The organism is Frankia sp. AiPa1 (assembly GCF_023243075.1).
GTDB lineage: Bacteria > Actinomycetota > Actinomycetes > Frankiales > Frankiaceae > Frankia.
This window is the reverse complement of record NZ_JALKFZ020000003.1, coordinates 141,693-156,169: the sequence shown is the minus strand read 5'-3', so window position 1 is coordinate 156,169 and position 14,477 is coordinate 141,693. Positions and strand designations below refer to the sequence as shown.

Here is a 14,477-nt window from a genome sequence, read left to right as displayed (position 1 = left end):
CCGGGTCAGAACCGCGGTGTCCCCTCGACCCCCTTAGACCCGCACCCGCGGGGCCGGTGGGGGCTCCACGTCGATGCGGGGATGGTCGGCGGGCAGGCCGGCGAAGCGCGGCGGGCGGCGTTCGCGGAACGACGCGACGCCCTCGGGATAGTCGGGCATGCTCCGGGCGAGATCGAGCGCGGTGTTGGCCCGCAGCCGGGACTGCTCAAGGCTCGCCGCGTCATCGGCGGCAAGCTGCTGTTTGACCTGGGCCACCGCCCACGGCGAGCAGTTGCGCGCCACGTCGCGGGCCCAGTCCAGCGCCGCCGGTAGCAGCTCGTCGGGTTCGACGAGCCGGCCGGCCAGCCCGATGCGTACCGCCTCGTCGCCGCGCACCACCCGGCCGGACATCAGCAGGTCGGCGGCGTGCCCCGCACCGACGACCCGGGGCAGCAACCAGCTCGCGGTGTCCTCGGCGATCAGCCCGCGGCGGGTGAAAGCCGTCGTCCATTTCGACCGGGCCGTGGTGAACCGCAGGTCGGCAAGCAGCGCCTGGACGAAGCCGACCCCGGCACACGCCCCGTCGACCGCGGCGATGATCGGTTTGGGCACCGTGCGCGGGATCGTCGCCGGCGGACGCACCGGGCGGACGAAGTCCGGGTCGGTCGTCGCCCGCCGCAGCAGCTCCATGTCCATGCCGGCACAGAACGCCTCGCCGGCGCCGGTCAGCACGATCACCCGCACCGCCGGGTCGGTGGCGGCCTCCTCCAGCAGCGCGGCGTAGCGCAGCTCCATGTCGTAGGCCCACGTGTTGCGCCGCCCCGGCCGGTTCAGCGTGAGTAGCAGCACCCCATCCTCGTCGAGTTCGCGCAGCACCGTGTCCTCGGGCGCCAGCTCCCCGGCTGCCGGCCCTCCGGCGCCCAGGTTGCCGGCCGTCGCAGATGCGTCCCCCACGGCTCAGACCGGCAGGGCGGCGCTGGCGGTTCCGCTGATGACCTGGACGCCGTCGCCGTTGACGGTGGCGATGTCGAGCTCGACGATTCGGCGTCCATCGTCCTCGGTGATGCCGGTCACCGTCAGCGTGGTGGTGAGGCGGTCCCCGGGCCAGACCTGGCTGCGGAACCGCACGCCGTAGCGCAGCAGCTCACCGTCCCCCACGAAGTCGGTGACGGCCTTGCCGGTCATGCCCATCGTGAGCATGCCGTGAGCGAAGACCCCCGGGTACCCGGCGGCCTCCCGGGCGTACAGGTCATCGGTGTGCAACGGGTTGTAGTCACCAGATGCCCCCGCGTACATGACAAGCTGGGTTCGGGTCAGGTCCTCGGTCAGCACGGACTCGACCGTGTCGCCGACGGCAACCTCGCGCGGGCTCACCGGGCCACCGCCGACTCCTCGTTCGATCCGGATCCGCCGCTCCCGGCGTCCTCCGCCGGGGCCTCGACCACCTTCGACGGCACGACGGCGACGGAACGCGCCGTCACCACCAGCTCGCCGGCCGAGTCGCGGTACTCGGTGATCGTCTCGGTGAACGTCAGCGCACCACCGCGTCGACCGGCCTTCTCCCAGGACTTCCCCGGAACCTGGGTGGCGGTGAGAAGGTCGCCGACCCGCACCGGGCGGTGGTATTCGTAGCTCTGCTCGGCGTGCAGACTGCCTGCGGTCGGCACCGGAGCGGCCAGGCCCGAGGGGGTGCGCCCCGAGCCGCGCCACGGCTCACCGGGCTTCGGGCGGAGATGAGATTCCGGGTCGAACTGTGCGCTGGACTGCACGAAGGTCGGTGGGGCGCCGGACTTTCCGTCGCCGTAGGCGGAGTCGGGATAGCCGACGGCCCGGGAGAACAGCAGGACCGCACCGGCCTCGACCGGGAAGGTAAAAGAGCTCACCACACGCCCTCATCCATCGCAGGAGAAGTCCCCCTGTCGGGAGACCGGGAGAAGTCTGGTTCAGCCGGCGTCGCGCAGGACGTTGCGTGCGATCACCAGCTGCTGGATCTGGCTCGTCCCCTCGTAGATACGGAACAGGCGGGCGTCCCGGTAGAAACGCTCCACCGGTACCCCACGCATGTACCCGCTGCCGCCGTGGATCTGCACCGCCCGGTCGGCGATCCGCCCCACCGCCTCCGACGCGAAGTACTTCGCCGTGGACGGACCGATCCGCCGGTCACTGCCGTCGTCGAACGCGGCGGCGACCTCCTTCACCAGCGCCCGCGACGCGTGCAGGTCGGTCACCGAGTCCGCCAGCAGACCCTGGATGAGCTGGTGCTCCCCGATCACCTTGCCACCCTGCACCCGCTGGGCCGCGTACGCCACCGACTCGTCGACCAGACGCTGCGACATGCCGACGCACAGCGCGGCGATGTGGATCCGGCCGTGGGCGAGGCACTTCATCGCCGTGCCGTAGCCGCGGCCCTCGCCGGCCGGGCCGCCGATCAGAGTGTCGGTGCCGACCCGCAGATCATCGAAGTAGACGTCCGCGGTCCAGGCTCCAGCCTGACCCATCTTGTGGTCCTTGGGCGCGACCCGCAGCCCGGGGGTGTCGCGCTCGACCATGAACGTGCTGATCCCCCGACCGCCCGTGGAGCCTTCCTCGGAACGGGCGAAGACCATGAAGACATCGGCGTTCGGCGCGTTGGTGATATACCGCTTCGAACCGTTGATGACCCATTCGTCACCGTCGCGCCGGGCCGTGGTGGAAAGCCCCGCCGGATCGGATCCGGCGCCTTCCTCGGTCAGCGCGAAGGACGCCACCCACTCGCCCGAGGCGATTTTCGGGAGATACGTCTTCTTCTGCTCCTCGGTGGCACCCTCAAGCAGGACATGACCGGCGATTCCGTTGTTCGTGCCGAACATTGAGCGGAAGGACGGCGTGGTGTAACCGAGCTCGAAGACCACCCGCGCCTCCTCGCTCATCGAGAGGCCGAGCCCGCCATAGATCTCAGGGATGGCGAAACCGAACAGTCCCATGTCCGCGGCCGCGGCGCGAATTCGGTCCGGAATCGCATCATTTTCCTCGATCTCCGGCTCGGCCGGTACCACCTCGTCACGCACGAAACGGCGTACCGAGGCCACGACCTCGTCAATGATCTCACTGCTCACCCGACCGTCACCACCCGAAATCCATCAGAAGTACTGCTGTTATGGCGTTATGGGCGCCGCCGCGGCGCGCCACGGTCGAGAGCCCCCCGCGACGGTCCGATCCGCACCAGACAAGATCCGCAACAGAGTTGTGATCCGTGACAGACATAGCAAAAAGCGCCTCAAATGCTAGGGGTGACACCGCCCACCCGCAACCGATCCCCCCGCCCGCCGACCCGACCGGATGGGCATCAGGCACAATCTGTCACTATTTGGACGCGAGTAGCTCGAGATGTGGGCCACGACACGCCAACCGGACACAGGGATCAACCGACCGCGCTACCTGCGGACTACCTGTGGACGACCGTCCTCCACCCATGCCGAAGAGGTTCTCCGCACACCCGGTAACCCATCCCAGGTATTCCTTGCCCGCGCCGCGACAGGCGTGTTAACAAGCTAGCTATTGTCCTGCTCACCGCATCCACCGGCCGTGGACCCACCCGCCGCAGGACCCATCGAGGAGCTGGACATGGGCAGGATCGCGCAGACCGACGGGCTCACCGACGTCCAGACCGACATCCTGGCGGCCGTGCGCACCTTCGTGGACAAGGAGATCCTGCCGAACGCGGGTGATCTCGAGCGCAAGGACGAGTACCCCGAAGAGATCATCAACGCGATGAAGGAGATGGGGCTGTTCGGGATCACGATCCCCGAGCAGTACGGCGGGCTCGGCGAGTCGCTGCTCACCTACGCCCTGGTCGTCGAGGAGGTCGCCCGCGGCTGGATGAGCGTCTCCGGAGTGATCAATACTCACTTCATCGTCGCCTACCTCATCCTGCAGCACGGCAGCCAGGAGCAGCGCGACCGGCTGCTGCCGAAGATGGCGACCGGGGACGTGCGCGGGGCCTTCTCGATGAGCGAGCCCGGCTGCGGCTCCGACGTGTCGGCGATCACCACCCGCGCGGATCGCGACGGCGACGACTACCTCATCAACGGCCAGAAGATGTGGCTGACCAACGGCGCCCGCTCCGGGGTCGTCGCCACCCTGGTCAAGACCGACGAGGGCGCGAGCTCGGTCTACAAGAACATGACCACCTTCCTGCTGGAGAAGGAGCCGGGCTTCGGCACGCACGGCGGGATCACCATCCCCGGCAAGCTGGAGAAGCTCGGCTACAAGGGCGTCGAGACCACCGAGATGATCCTCGACAACCACCGCATACCGGCCTCGACCATCCTCGGTGGGCCCGAGCAGGCCGGCCGCGGCTTCTACCAGATGATGGACGGCGTCGAGGTCGGCCGGGTCAACGTCGCCGCCCGCGCCTGTGGCATCATGATCCGCGCGTTCGAGCTCGGGATCGCCTACGCCCAGCAGCGGCGCACCTTCGGCCACCAGATCGCCGACCACCAGGCCATCGCCTTCAAGCTCGCCGAGATGGCCACCAAGGTCGAGGCCGGCCACCTGATGATGGTCAACGCCGCCCGCAAGAAGGACTCGGGCCAGCGCAACGACGTCGAGGCCGGCATGGCCAAGTACCTGGCCAGCGAATACTGCCACGAGGTGACCACCGAGTCGTTCCGCATCCACGGCGGCTACGGCTACTCCAAGGAGTACGAGATCGAGCGCCTCTACCGCGAGGCGCCGTTCATGCTCATCGGCGAGGGCACATCCGAGGTCCAGAAGCGCATCATCAGCCGCGCCCTGCTCAAGGACTACCGCCTGAATGGCTGAGGGCCCGCCGTCCGGCGGCAGCCCCGACCCTGACCACGACGCCACCCCACACGATCGAGGCGACCCATGCAGTTCGGCCGGTACTACGAGGAGTTCGAGGTCGGCGCCGTCTACAAGCACTGGCCCGGCAAGACGGTCACCGAGTACGACGACCACCTGTTCTGCCTGATCACCATGAACCACCATCCGCTGCACCTCGACCAGAACTTCGCCGAGAAGACCACCCAGTTCAAGCGGAACGTGGTCGTCGGCAACTACGTCTACTCACTGCTGCTCGGCATGTCGGTGGCCGACGTGTCCGGCAAGGCGATCGCGAACCTCGAGGTCGAGTCGCTGCGCCACGTCGCGCCGGTCTTCCACGGCGACACCATCTACGGCGAGTCGACCGTGCTGGGCAAGGTCGAGTCGAAGTCCAAGAACGACCGCGGCATCGTCACCGTCGAGACCCGCGGCCACAACCAGGACGGCACCCTGGTCTGCATCTACCGCCGCAAGGTCATGGTCCCCAAGCGCGCCTACGGCGAGGCCCGCGGCGGCGAACAGCCCGGCCGCCCCGAACCCGCCGCCCCCAAATCCTGAGCCGGGCCCGATCCTGAGCCGGGCCCGATCCTGAGCCGGCGCACCCTGTGCCCGCACAGGCACCCGGGAATGACGGTCTGTACCGTCGGCGACGGATCAAGTAAATCGTTCGGTGGGGCCTCAGCGCCCCGGCGGGCCCGTGGTCCTTGTGGTGTGACAATCCGGACACGAAACCGGAAGATGCGACCACAGAGACCGTTTCCCCTGCAGACATCCGACAAAAGCGACAATCCACATCGTGGCAGTGCGTGACGGCCGGGCCTTCGGAGCGGCGGATCGCCCGGCTGGCCGCGGGGTGGGATCCGCACTGTCGCCGCAGCCTCCCCCGGCCTGGCTATCTGATCACCGGCGACTTTCGCCAGATGGAGATGTGGGTGGCACTCGCCGCGGTGAACGGCTCGCCCGACCAGCCGCCCCATCGCTCGGCGAACTCCAGACCGGCGAGGCGCCCCATCAGGTCCAGCTCACTCGGCCAGGCGTAGCGCAGGTCGACCGGGTAGTTGCGCACCCCGTCCGGTCCGAGGACCAGGCGCCTGTTGCGGATCCGCTGGGCGACCGGGTCGTGGACCGCCGCGTTGAGGTGTGTGGCGTCCTCGGTGAAGCGGTCGACATCCACCCGCTGGCCGCGACCGAAGCGCGTGGGGTCGGGGACGAACGCCTCCACCACGAACTGCCCGCCGGGTCGCAGGGCGGCCGCCACCGCCGCGAAGCAGCGGACCTGTGCCTCCTGATCGGGCAGCCCACAGAACGTGCTGAACACCACGTAGACCAGGGAGAAGTGCCCGCCGGGCAGATCCAGATCACCGAAGTCACCGAGCCTGAGCTCCAGGCCGGATGCGCCGGGCTTGTCGCGCAGCTTTTCCAGCATCCGCGGCGAGGCGTCAATGCCGACCACCTTCGTCCCCCGGGCCGCCAACGGCAGCGCCACCCGCCCAGTCCCGATACCGAGCTCCAGCGCGTGCCCCGCGCCGGCTCGCGCGTGCAGGAAATCCGCTGCGGCGTATGTTGCCTCCCGCCGGTCGGGCCCGGAATGCAGTTCGTCGTAGATGTCGGCGATCGCGTCGCCGTAAACTTCCGGATCGAGAAATCTGTCGATTTCTTCCGTGTCGACCATGGGGCTATTTCTAACGGAGCCGCAGCATATCGTCATCCCATTTTTCTCCCCGGCCGCGACGTCCTCCGGCCAGCGCCGTTTTTAACCGGCGCCGTACATTCGCGGCTCGGGCCGCGGTCAGGCCTCGGGCTTGCGCCAGACGGAGACGTGGGTGGCACTCGCCGCGGTGAACGACTCGCCCGCCCAGCCGCCCCACCGCTCCGTGAGCTCCAGGCCGGCGAGCCGGCCCATCAGGTCCAGCTCGCTCGGCCAGGCATACCGCAGGTCGACGGGGTAGGTCCGCACGCCGTGCGGACCGAGGACGAGATGGCGGGTGCGAACCCGCTGGGCCACCGGATCGTGCACAGTCGCGTTGAGCTGTACGGACTCCTCCGCCACGCCCGCGACCTCCACCCGCTGTCCACGGTCGTAGCGGGTCGTGTCGGGGACGAACGCCTCCAGCACGAACACCCCGCCCGGCCGCAGCGCGGCCGCCACCGAGGCGAAACAGCGGACCTGCGCGTCCTGGTCGGCGAGCATGAAGAACGTGTTGAAAACCACGTAGACCAGCGATAGTGACTGCGCGGGCAGCCCGTCTCCGGTCAGATCACCGAAGTCGCCGAGCCTGAGCTCGAGATCAGCCGATCCGGGCTTTTCTCGCAACTTGTCGAGCATTCGGGACGAGGCGTCGATTCCGATGACTCTCGTCCCGCTCGCCGCGAGCGGCAGCGCCACTCGTCCCGTCCCGACCCCAAGTTCCAGCGCGGGCCCGGCGCCGGCCCTGCCGTGGAGAAAATCGGCGGCCGAAACAGCGGCCGCCTGCCCGTGCCGCGGGGAGTACAGGTCGTCGTAGATGTCGGCGATCGTGTCACCGTAGACCGCCGGGCCGAGAAAATCGCTCTCTTCACCGATGCCACCCATGGCAGATCTTCTACCAGGAGTCACCAACCGACCGCACCTCAATTATCCCGTCGACAGTTATCCCGTCGACCGCCGCACCGCACGCGGTTCCGCGGAACACCATGATCCGCACGCGGTTCCGCGGAACGGGCTGCCTAAGCTGGGATGCGCTCGTAGATGGCGGTGATGCCCTGGCCGCCGCCGATGCAGAGGGTCTCCAGGCCGTAGCGGACCTCGCGGCGGTGCATCTCGCGCAGCAGGGTGGCGAGGATGCGGCCGCCGGTGGCGGCGACGGGGTGACCCAGCGAGATGCCGGAGCCGTTGACGTTGAAGCGCTCCCAGTCACCGGCGGACCAGTCGCCGGCAGGGAAGCCCCACTCGCGGGTGCAGGCCAGCACCTGGGCGGCGAACGCCTCGTTCAGCTCGATGAGGTCGATGTCGGACAGCTTCAGCCCGGCGCGCTCGAGTGCCTTGGCGGTCGCCGGGACCGGGCCGATGCCCATCCGCGACGGCTCGACGCCGGCGACGGCCCAGCTGACCAGGCGGGCGAGTGGGCGCAGGCCGAGGCGCTCGGCGGCCTCGGGGTGGGTGACGACGCAGACGGAGGCGCCGTCGTTCTGGCCACTGGAGTTGCCGGCGGTCACGGTGGCCTCGGCGTCCTCGCGGCCCATGATGGGACGCAGACGGCCGAGAGACTCGAGGCTCGAGTCGGCGCGCGGGTGCTCGTCGGTGTCGACGACGGCGGTGGCCTTGCGGCTCTTCACCGTCACAGGGATGATCTCGTCGCTGAACCGGCCCTCGGTCTGGGCGGCGACGGCGCGCTGGTGCGAGCGCAGGGAGAACTCGTCCTGCTCGGTGCGGGAGATGTTGTACTCGCGGCGCAGGTTCTCCGCCGTCTCGATCATGCCGCCGGGGACGGGATGGTTGACGCCGCCGGCGGTCGTCCGGCCGCGGGCGAGGGCGTCCAGCAACGTGATGGAGCCGGCGTTCGGACCCCAGCGCATCTCGGTGGAGTAGAAGGCGCCGTTGCTCATGCTCTCCGCGCCGCCGGCGAGCACGACGTCGGCGACACCGGTCTGCACCTGCATCGCGGCGATCGTCACGGTCTGCACGCCCGAGCCGCAACGACGGTCGAGCTGCAGGCCGGGCACGGTGATGTCGAGGCCCGCGTCGAGGGCGACGACGCGGCCGAGCGCCGGAGCCTCCATCGTCGGGTAGCACGAGCCGAACAGGACGTCGTCGATGTCGGCGGAGCCGAGGCCGGTGCGCTCCAGCAGCCCGCGCAGCACGGTAGCGCCGAGATCGTGGGCGGTCAGGCCCTTGAACACTCCGCCGTACCGCCCGACCGCGGTCCGGACCGGCTCGCAGATCACCGCGTCACGCATGAGAACTCCCGTCTGCACCTGGCCGCACACGCATCCGGCCGAACAGCCTGCCGGAGCGGCTCCGAGGAGCACGATAACGCGGCAGGCCTGCACATTCCTGAATCTCGCCGGACCTCTGATCATTCCCGCGAATGGCCTGATCATGGGCCTGTTATGGGGTGATCCGCATTTCTGGCGCCGCCCGGGACGGCAAAGTAGGCTCTTGCGCCGGTGGCCTCGCCGACGCGTCCGGCCCGCCGGTCCGACGCGTGTGCCCGGTCGCTCCGCTGCTTCTCGGCGGCCCTGGCTTCTCAGGGGCCCTGGCTTCTCGGCAGCCCTGGCCGCACCGTGGATGTCCGGTCCTGCCGCTCGATCGCTCGGCGCGACCGGGCGGCAGGACCATCGTGAACAAGGAGATGCTGATGAGCGAAACTGGACGCGTCGCGATCGTGACCGGCGCGGCTCGGGGACTCGGCGCGGCCACGGCCCGCCGGCTCGCCACCGATGGCTTCGCCGTCGCGCTGGTCGACCTGGACGAGGCGGGGGCCAAGGAGGTCGCCGACAGCATCTCCGCCAGCGGTGGCACGGCGCTCGCCGCCGTCGCGGACGTCAGTGACGCCGCCGCGGTCGCCGCGGTCGTCACCCGGATCGCGACCGAGCTCGGCCCGCCCACCGTGCTGGTGAACAACGCCGGCATCACCCGGGACAACCTCATCTTCAAGATGCCCGAGGCGGAATGGGACCTGGTGATGGCCGTGCACCTGCGCGGCGCGTTCCTGCTGACCCGCGAGGTCCAGAAGTACATGGTCGAGGCGAAGTACGGCCGGATCGTCAACCTGTCGAGCACGTCCGCGCTCGGTAACCGGGGCCAGGCCAACTACTCCTCCGCCAAGGCCGGGCTCCAGGGTTTCACCAAGACGATCGCGGTCGAGCTCGGCAAGTTCGGTATCACCTCCAACTCCGTCGCCCCCGGCCTCATCGCCAGCGAGATGACGAAGGCGACGGCTGAGCGGCTCGGCAAGAGCTGGGACGACTACGCGGCGGAGCGGGCCAAGGCGATTCCCGTCGGCCGGGTCGGCGTCCCCGAGGACATCGCCCACACCGTGTCGTTCCTGGTCAGTGAGGGCGCTGGGTTCGTCTCCGGCCAGGTCATCTACGTCGCGGGCGGCCCGCGGACCTGACCTGAGGCCGGCCGCCAACCAGCCCAGCCGGCCGGTACAGCCAGCCCGCACAGCCAGCCAGCACGGCCAGCACAGCCAACGAGGTGGAGTGATGACGAGCACCGAGGTCGTGGTGGTGGACGCCTGCCGGTCGGCGATCGGCAGGCGCAAGGGCTCGCTGAAGGATGTCCAGGCCCCGGATCTGCTCGGGGATGTGCTGCGCGGGCTGTTCGATCGCACTGGCCTCGACCCGGCGCTCGTCGGGCAGCTCGTCGTCGGCTGCGTCAGCCAGGTCGGCCAGCAGGCGGCGAACATCGCCCGCAACGCCTGGCTCGGCGCCGGCCTGCCCCTGGAGGTCGGCGGTTCGACGTCGCAGGCGCAGTGCGGATCGTCGCAGCAGGCGACCACGCTGGCCCACGCGCTCGTCGGCTCCGGCCTGGTCGACATCGCGGTCGTCGGCGGCATCGAGTCGATGAACCAGGTGCCGATGACGGCCAGCACCGAGCCGACCTACGGCATCGGCCGCGGCGAGCGGTTCCAGGCCCACTACGAGGTCACCACCCAGTTCGAGGGCGCCGAGCGCATCGCCGAGCAGTGGGGCGTCACCCGGGACGATCTGGAGGCCTACGCGCTGCTCTCCCAGCAGCGCGCGGCCGTCGCCGTCGCCGAGGGGCGGTTCGCGAGCCAGATCGTCGGAGTCTCGGCGCCGGTCACCGACGACGGGGGCGCCGTCGTCGGGCACAAGCCGTTCACCATGGATGAGGCGCTGCGGCCGACCACCCTCGAGGGCCTGGCCAAGCTGAGGACGAACGTGCCCGACCGGCCGGGCGGCAGCCGGCACACCGCGGGCACCTCGTCGCAGATCGCCGACGGTGCCTCGGCGATCCTGCTCGCCAGCGCCGCGCGGGCCGAGCAGCTCGGGCTGCGCCCGCGGGCCCGGCTAGTGCACTCGGTGCTGGTCGGCTGCGATCCGGTGACGATGCTGACCGGGCCGATCCCGTCCACCCGCAAGGTGCTCGCCGAGTCCGGTCTCACGATCGACGACGTTGACGTGTTCGAGGTCAACGAGGCGTTCGCGTCGGTGGTGCTGGCCTGGCGCAAGGAGATCGGCGCCGACCTGGATCGGGTCAACCCCAACGGCGGCGCGATTGCGTTCGGCCACCCGCTCGGCGCGTCCGGCGGCATCCTGATCACCCGAGCCCTCAACGAGCTCGAGCGCACCGGCGGCCGCTACGGCCTGATCACCATGTGCTGCGGCGGCGGCCTCGGCACCGCCACCCTCATCGAACGCCTCTAACCACCCGCCCACCCCGCCCACCCCCCCCGCCCGCCCGCCCGCCCGCCCGGAAAGCGTTCGTGTTCCTTCTACAGGGTTACGAAGGGCGATTTGCCCGCTTTGACCCTGTAGAAGGCTACATCGAAAGTCCGCGCCGGATCGGGCGGGGCTCAGTGGCCGGACATGCCGCCGTCCACGGCGAGGGTGGCGCCGGTGATGTAGGAGGCGCCGGGGCCGGCGAGGAAGACCACGGCGGCGTCCAGCTCGTGCGGCTCGCCGAGCCGGCCGAGGATGCCGGTGGTGCCGATGAACGTCAGCAGGGGCTCCCGCGGGACGTCCGCGGTCAGCTCGGTCTCGAAGTAGCCAGGGGCGATCGCGTTGACGCGGATGCCCTTGCGCCCGGACCACTGCTGGGCGAGGTCGCGGGTCAGGCCGATCAGGCCGGCCTTGCTGGCGCTGTACGCCGCCTGCGGCACGTACGACTTGACCAGCCCCAGCACGCTGGAGATGTTGATGATGGAGGAAGCCGGGCCCATGTGCCGGGCGCAGGCCTGGGCGGCCCAGTAGGAACCATTCAGGTTGATGTCGATGACCCGGCGGAAGTCGTCGGGCCTCTCCCGCAGCGCCGGCACGGCGGTGCCGACGCCGGCGTTGTTGACCAGGATGTCCAGCCGCCCGAACTCGGCGAAAGCCGCGTCGGCGAGCGCCGCGCACGCGTCGGGGTCGGCGATGTCGGTCTCGACGGCCAGGGTGCGCCGGCCGGTGGCCTCGGCGACCGAGGCGGCGACCTCGCGCAGCCGCTCGACCCGCCGGGCGGCGAGCACGACGTCGGCCCCCGCCTCGGCCAGGGCCCGGGCGAAGCGGGCGCCGAGCCCGGAGCTCGCGCCGGTGACGACGGCCACCCGGCCGTCCAGCCGAAACAGGTCGAGCACACCGCCACCACGACCACCGGCGGCATCCGTGCCGGCGGCCCCGCTGCTGCCGGCGGAGCTCCCAGCGCCGCTCATCCGGACACCGCCGTCCCGTCGTGCTTTCCGTCGTAGGACGTGTCGCGCAGGGCGCGAAGGCCCGCGGCGATCAGAGGCGCGGTGGCCTCGCCGACCCGCTCGAAGCCCTCGCCGCGGGTGTGCCCGTGGACATGCCGGTAGTGGATGCCCTCGGCGATCACCGCGATCTTGAAGTAGGCGAGCCCGAGGTAGAAGGAGAACGCGCCGAGGTTGCGACCGGTCACGCCGACATAGCGCGCGAGCAGGGCGTCGTTGCCCGGCATCCGCGTGCTGGTGGCGGCGGCGGAACCGGCCAGCACCGGGGCGAACGCCGGGTCACGGTAGGCCAGGTGCAGGCCGAGGTCGGCGAGCGGGTCGCCGAGGGTGGCCATCTCCCAGTCGACCACCGCCCGGATGTCGGCCGGGTCGGCCGGGTTCACGATGACGTTGTCGATGCGGTAGTCGCCGTGCACGATCGACGCGCCGGACTCCACCGGGCACCGCTGCGCGAGCTGGGCGTGCAGGGTGTCGACGTCGGGCAGCTCGACGGTGTGTACCCGCTGCCACTGGTCGTACCAGCGCCGTACCTGGCGGGCCAGGTAGCCCTGCGGCCGGCCGAAGTCGCCGAGCCCGACGGCCGCGGGATCGACGGCGTGCAGGCGGGCGAGCACGTCGACGAGTGCGTGGGCGCAGGCGTCAACCGTGGCCTGGGGCAGCGCCTCGAGCTGCTCCTCGGTCCGGATGACCTCGCCGGCGACGAACTCGACGATCGCGAACTGCACGCCCAGCGGGCCGTCGGCGTCACTGGACACGACCGCCCGGGCCACCGGCACGCCGCTGCCACCCAGCGCCGAGACGATCCGGTATTCGCGCAGCATGTCGTGGGCGGACGGGGTGAGCCCACCCAGCGGCGGGCGCCGCAGCACCCAGCGATGATCACCCTCGGTGAGCAGGTAGGTCAGGTTGGAGCGGCCGCCCGAGAGCAACCGGGCTGACAGCGGGCCGGTGAAACCTGGCACCCTGTCGGCGAGGAACGTCTCGAGCGCGGGCAGATCAAGCCCCTCGACGCCTCCGGTACCGACTCCGATTCCGACTCCGATTCCGACTCCGGACACGTCGCTCATCGGGCCTTCTCGGTCGCGGCCTGGCGGGCGACGCGGCGGGCGATCGCCCAGCGGTGCGTCTCGGAGGGGCCGTCGTAGATGCGGAACGGACGGACCTCGCGCAGGAAGCGGCCCAGCGGGACGTCACCGGAGACACCGAGCGAGCCGCAGATCTGCAGCGACCGGTCGACGACCCGGTAGATCGCCTCGGCGCAGAAGGTCTTCGCGATCGCGGTCGACTGGGCACCGGAACGGCCCTGGTCGAGCTCCCAACAGGCCTGGTTGATGAGACCGCGGGACGCGGCGATGTCGATCTCGTTGTCGGCGATCATCTGCTGGATCATGCCGAGCTCGGCCAGGCGGGAGCCGAACAGCTCGCGCTCGTTCGCCCGGCGCACGGCGATGTCGCGGGCATGCTTCGCGATGCCAAGCCAGCGCATGCAGTGCGTCATCCGCGCGGGGCCGAGGCGCACCTGCGCATAGCGGAAACCCTCGTCGACCTCGCCGAGCACGGCGGAGTCGGGCACCTCGCAGTTGTCGAAGACCAGCTCGCAGTGCCCGCCGAACAGCGTCTCGTCCAGCGTCTCGATGTGCCGAACGATCTTCATGCCGGGGTTGTCGGCGTCGATCAGGAACATCGTCGCGCCGCCGGTGGCCACGCCGGGCTCGCCGGAGGTGCGGGCCATGCAGATCGCGAAGCCAGCACCGTCCGCGCCGGTGATGAACCACTTGCGGCCGTTGATCCGCCAGCCGCCGCCGATCCGCTCGGCCCGGGTGAGCAGGGCCCGCGGGTCGGAGCCGGCGCCGGGGGCGGGCTCGGTCATCGCGAAGCAGGAGCGGATCTCGCCGGTGGCCAGCGGGCGCAGGTACCGCTCCTTCTGCTCCTCGGTCGCGATCGCCTCGAGCATGTGCATGTTGCCCTCGTCGGGCGCGGCGATGTTCAGGGCGAGCGGGCCGAGCAGCGCGTAGCCCGCCTCCTCGAACACGGTGGCCCGCCCACGCATGTCCAGCCCGTGGCCGCCGTACTCGGCGCTGACGTGCGGGGCGAACACCCCGGCCGCGCGGGCGGCGTCCTGCAGCTCACGGCGCCGCTCGGACGTCAGGGCAACGACACCGCCCTGGGCCTCGATCGGGAGCACGACCGCGCGGACGAACTCGGCGGTGCGGCGGGCCAGGTCCGCGACGGGCGGCTCAGGGGCGAGATCAATCGTCATCGAATCTCCACCGGAACGGC

At 70.3% G+C, this 14,477-nt stretch carries 14 protein-coding genes; 4 read left to right on the top strand and 10 right to left on the bottom strand.

Annotated features, from left to right (window positions below; all coding sequences use genetic code 11):
- Positions 1-33: 33 nt before the first annotated feature.
- Genes MXD95_RS02855 through MXD95_RS02840 form a run of 4 tightly spaced genes read right to left on the bottom strand, consistent with a single transcriptional unit; the run spans position 34 to position 3,074 of the window.
- Positions 34-933 carry an enoyl-CoA hydratase-related protein gene (locus MXD95_RS02855; protein ID WP_250638928.1) on the bottom strand — a complete coding sequence of 300 codons (900 nt, stop codon included), beginning with the start codon at positions 931-933 and terminating at the stop codon, positions 34-36.
- 3 nt (positions 934-936) lie between these two features.
- Positions 937-1,353 carry a MaoC/PaaZ C-terminal domain-containing protein gene (locus MXD95_RS28380; RefSeq protein WP_250638927.1) on the bottom strand — a complete coding sequence of 139 codons (417 nt, stop codon included), beginning with the start codon at positions 1,351-1,353 and terminating at the stop codon, positions 937-939.
- The gene (locus MXD95_RS02845; protein ID WP_250638926.1) at positions 1,350-1,862 is read right to left on the bottom strand and encodes an FAS1-like dehydratase domain-containing protein; all 513 of its coding nucleotides are present in this window, start codon (positions 1,860-1,862) and stop codon (positions 1,350-1,352) included. Before MXD95_RS02845 ends, MXD95_RS28380 begins: the two co-directional genes overlap by 4 nt.
- Positions 1,863-1,922: 60 nt before the next feature.
- The gene (locus MXD95_RS02840) at positions 1,923-3,074 is read right to left on the bottom strand and encodes an acyl-CoA dehydrogenase family protein (protein WP_250638925.1); all 1,152 of its coding nucleotides are present in this window, start codon (positions 3,072-3,074) and stop codon (positions 1,923-1,925) included.
- Positions 3,075-3,582: 508 nt separating this feature from the next.
- Here MXD95_RS02840 and MXD95_RS02835 point away from each other — a divergent pair.
- Together MXD95_RS02835 and MXD95_RS02830 are read left to right on the top strand one after the other, a co-directional pair.
- Positions 3,583-4,782 (top strand): acyl-CoA dehydrogenase family protein, encoded by a 1,200-nt coding sequence (locus MXD95_RS02835; RefSeq protein WP_250638924.1) that lies wholly within the window; start codon positions 3,583-3,585, stop codon positions 4,780-4,782.
- A gap of 66 nt (positions 4,783-4,848) precedes the next feature.
- Positions 4,849-5,361 (top strand): MaoC family dehydratase, encoded by a 513-nt coding sequence (locus MXD95_RS02830; RefSeq protein ID WP_250638923.1) that lies wholly within the window; start codon positions 4,849-4,851, stop codon positions 5,359-5,361.
- Between the two features lie 334 nt (positions 5,362-5,695).
- Here MXD95_RS02830 and MXD95_RS02825 read toward each other — a convergent pair whose 3' ends face one another.
- From MXD95_RS02825 to MXD95_RS02815, 3 genes are all read right to left on the bottom strand, one after another.
- Positions 5,696-6,475 carry a class I SAM-dependent DNA methyltransferase gene (locus MXD95_RS02825; RefSeq protein WP_250638922.1) on the bottom strand — a complete coding sequence of 260 codons (780 nt, stop codon included), beginning with the start codon at positions 6,473-6,475 and terminating at the stop codon, positions 5,696-5,698.
- A gap of 117 nt (positions 6,476-6,592) precedes the next feature.
- Positions 6,593-7,375 carry a class I SAM-dependent DNA methyltransferase gene (locus MXD95_RS02820; RefSeq protein WP_250638921.1) on the bottom strand — a complete coding sequence of 261 codons (783 nt, stop codon included), beginning with the start codon at positions 7,373-7,375 and terminating at the stop codon, positions 6,593-6,595.
- A gap of 134 nt (positions 7,376-7,509) precedes the next feature.
- Positions 7,510-8,739 (bottom strand): acetyl-CoA C-acetyltransferase, encoded by a 1,230-nt coding sequence (locus MXD95_RS02815; protein ID WP_250638920.1) that lies wholly within the window; start codon positions 8,737-8,739, stop codon positions 7,510-7,512.
- 401 nt (positions 8,740-9,140) lie between these two features.
- On the opposite strand from MXD95_RS02815, the gene fabG reads away from it, so the two are divergent.
- Together fabG and MXD95_RS02805 are read left to right on the top strand one after the other, a co-directional pair.
- Positions 9,141-9,899, top strand: a complete 759-nt coding sequence (gene fabG, locus MXD95_RS02810) for a 3-oxoacyl-ACP reductase FabG (RefSeq protein WP_250638919.1) — start codon at positions 9,141-9,143, stop codon at positions 9,897-9,899.
- Positions 9,900-9,990: 91 nt separating this feature from the next.
- Positions 9,991-11,175: a thiolase family protein gene (locus tag MXD95_RS02805; protein ID WP_250638918.1), complete on the top strand. Its 1,185-nt coding sequence runs from the start codon at positions 9,991-9,993 to the stop codon at positions 11,173-11,175.
- Between the two features lie 149 nt (positions 11,176-11,324).
- Here MXD95_RS02805 and MXD95_RS02800 read toward each other — a convergent pair whose 3' ends face one another.
- From MXD95_RS02800 to MXD95_RS02790, 3 genes are read right to left on the bottom strand one after another with little or no spacing between them, the layout of a single operon-like run.
- Positions 11,325-12,161, bottom strand: coding sequence for an SDR family NAD(P)-dependent oxidoreductase (locus MXD95_RS02800; RefSeq protein ID WP_250638917.1), 837 nt, complete (start codon positions 12,159-12,161; stop codon positions 11,325-11,327).
- Positions 12,158-13,264, bottom strand: a complete 1,107-nt coding sequence (locus MXD95_RS02795) for a phosphotransferase family protein (protein ID WP_250638916.1) — start codon at positions 13,262-13,264, stop codon at positions 12,158-12,160. The genes MXD95_RS02800 and MXD95_RS02795 overlap by 4 nt, the downstream gene beginning before the upstream one ends.
- Complete coding sequence (locus MXD95_RS02790; RefSeq protein ID WP_250638915.1) at positions 13,261-14,457, bottom strand: acyl-CoA dehydrogenase family protein; 1,197 nt, start codon at positions 14,455-14,457, stop codon at positions 13,261-13,263. Before MXD95_RS02790 ends, MXD95_RS02795 begins: the two co-directional genes overlap by 4 nt.
- Positions 14,458-14,477: the final 20 nt, after the last annotated feature.

Bases quoted from the DNA above. Each gene is read 5' to 3' on its own strand.
- MXD95_RS02825 (WP_250638922.1), bottom strand. From the start codon at position 6,475: ATGGTCGACACGGAAGAAATCGACAGATTTCTCGATCCGGAAGTTTAC.
- MXD95_RS02795 (WP_250638916.1), bottom strand. From the start codon at position 13,264: ATGAGCGACGTGTCCGGAGTCGGAATCGGAGTCGGAATCGGAGTCGGT.
- fabG (WP_250638919.1), top strand. From the start codon at position 9,141: ATGAGCGAAACTGGACGCGTCGCGATCGTGACCGGCGCGGCTCGGGGA.
- MXD95_RS02815 (WP_250638920.1), bottom strand. From the start codon at position 8,739: ATGCGTGACGCGGTGATCTGCGAGCCGGTCCGGACCGCGGTCGGGCGG.
- MXD95_RS02800 (WP_250638917.1), bottom strand. From the start codon at position 12,161: ATGAGCGGCGCTGGGAGCTCCGCCGGCAGCAGCGGGGCCGCCGGCACG.
- MXD95_RS02790 (WP_250638915.1), bottom strand. From the start codon at position 14,457: ATGACGATTGATCTCGCCCCTGAGCCGCCCGTCGCGGACCTGGCCCGC.
- MXD95_RS02830 (WP_250638923.1), top strand. From the start codon at position 4,849: ATGCAGTTCGGCCGGTACTACGAGGAGTTCGAGGTCGGCGCCGTCTAC.
- MXD95_RS02805 (WP_250638918.1), top strand. From the start codon at position 9,991: ATGACGAGCACCGAGGTCGTGGTGGTGGACGCCTGCCGGTCGGCGATC.
- MXD95_RS02835 (WP_250638924.1), top strand. From the start codon at position 3,583: ATGGGCAGGATCGCGCAGACCGACGGGCTCACCGACGTCCAGACCGAC.
- MXD95_RS02820 (WP_250638921.1), bottom strand. From the start codon at position 7,375: ATGGGTGGCATCGGTGAAGAGAGCGATTTTCTCGGCCCGGCGGTCTAC.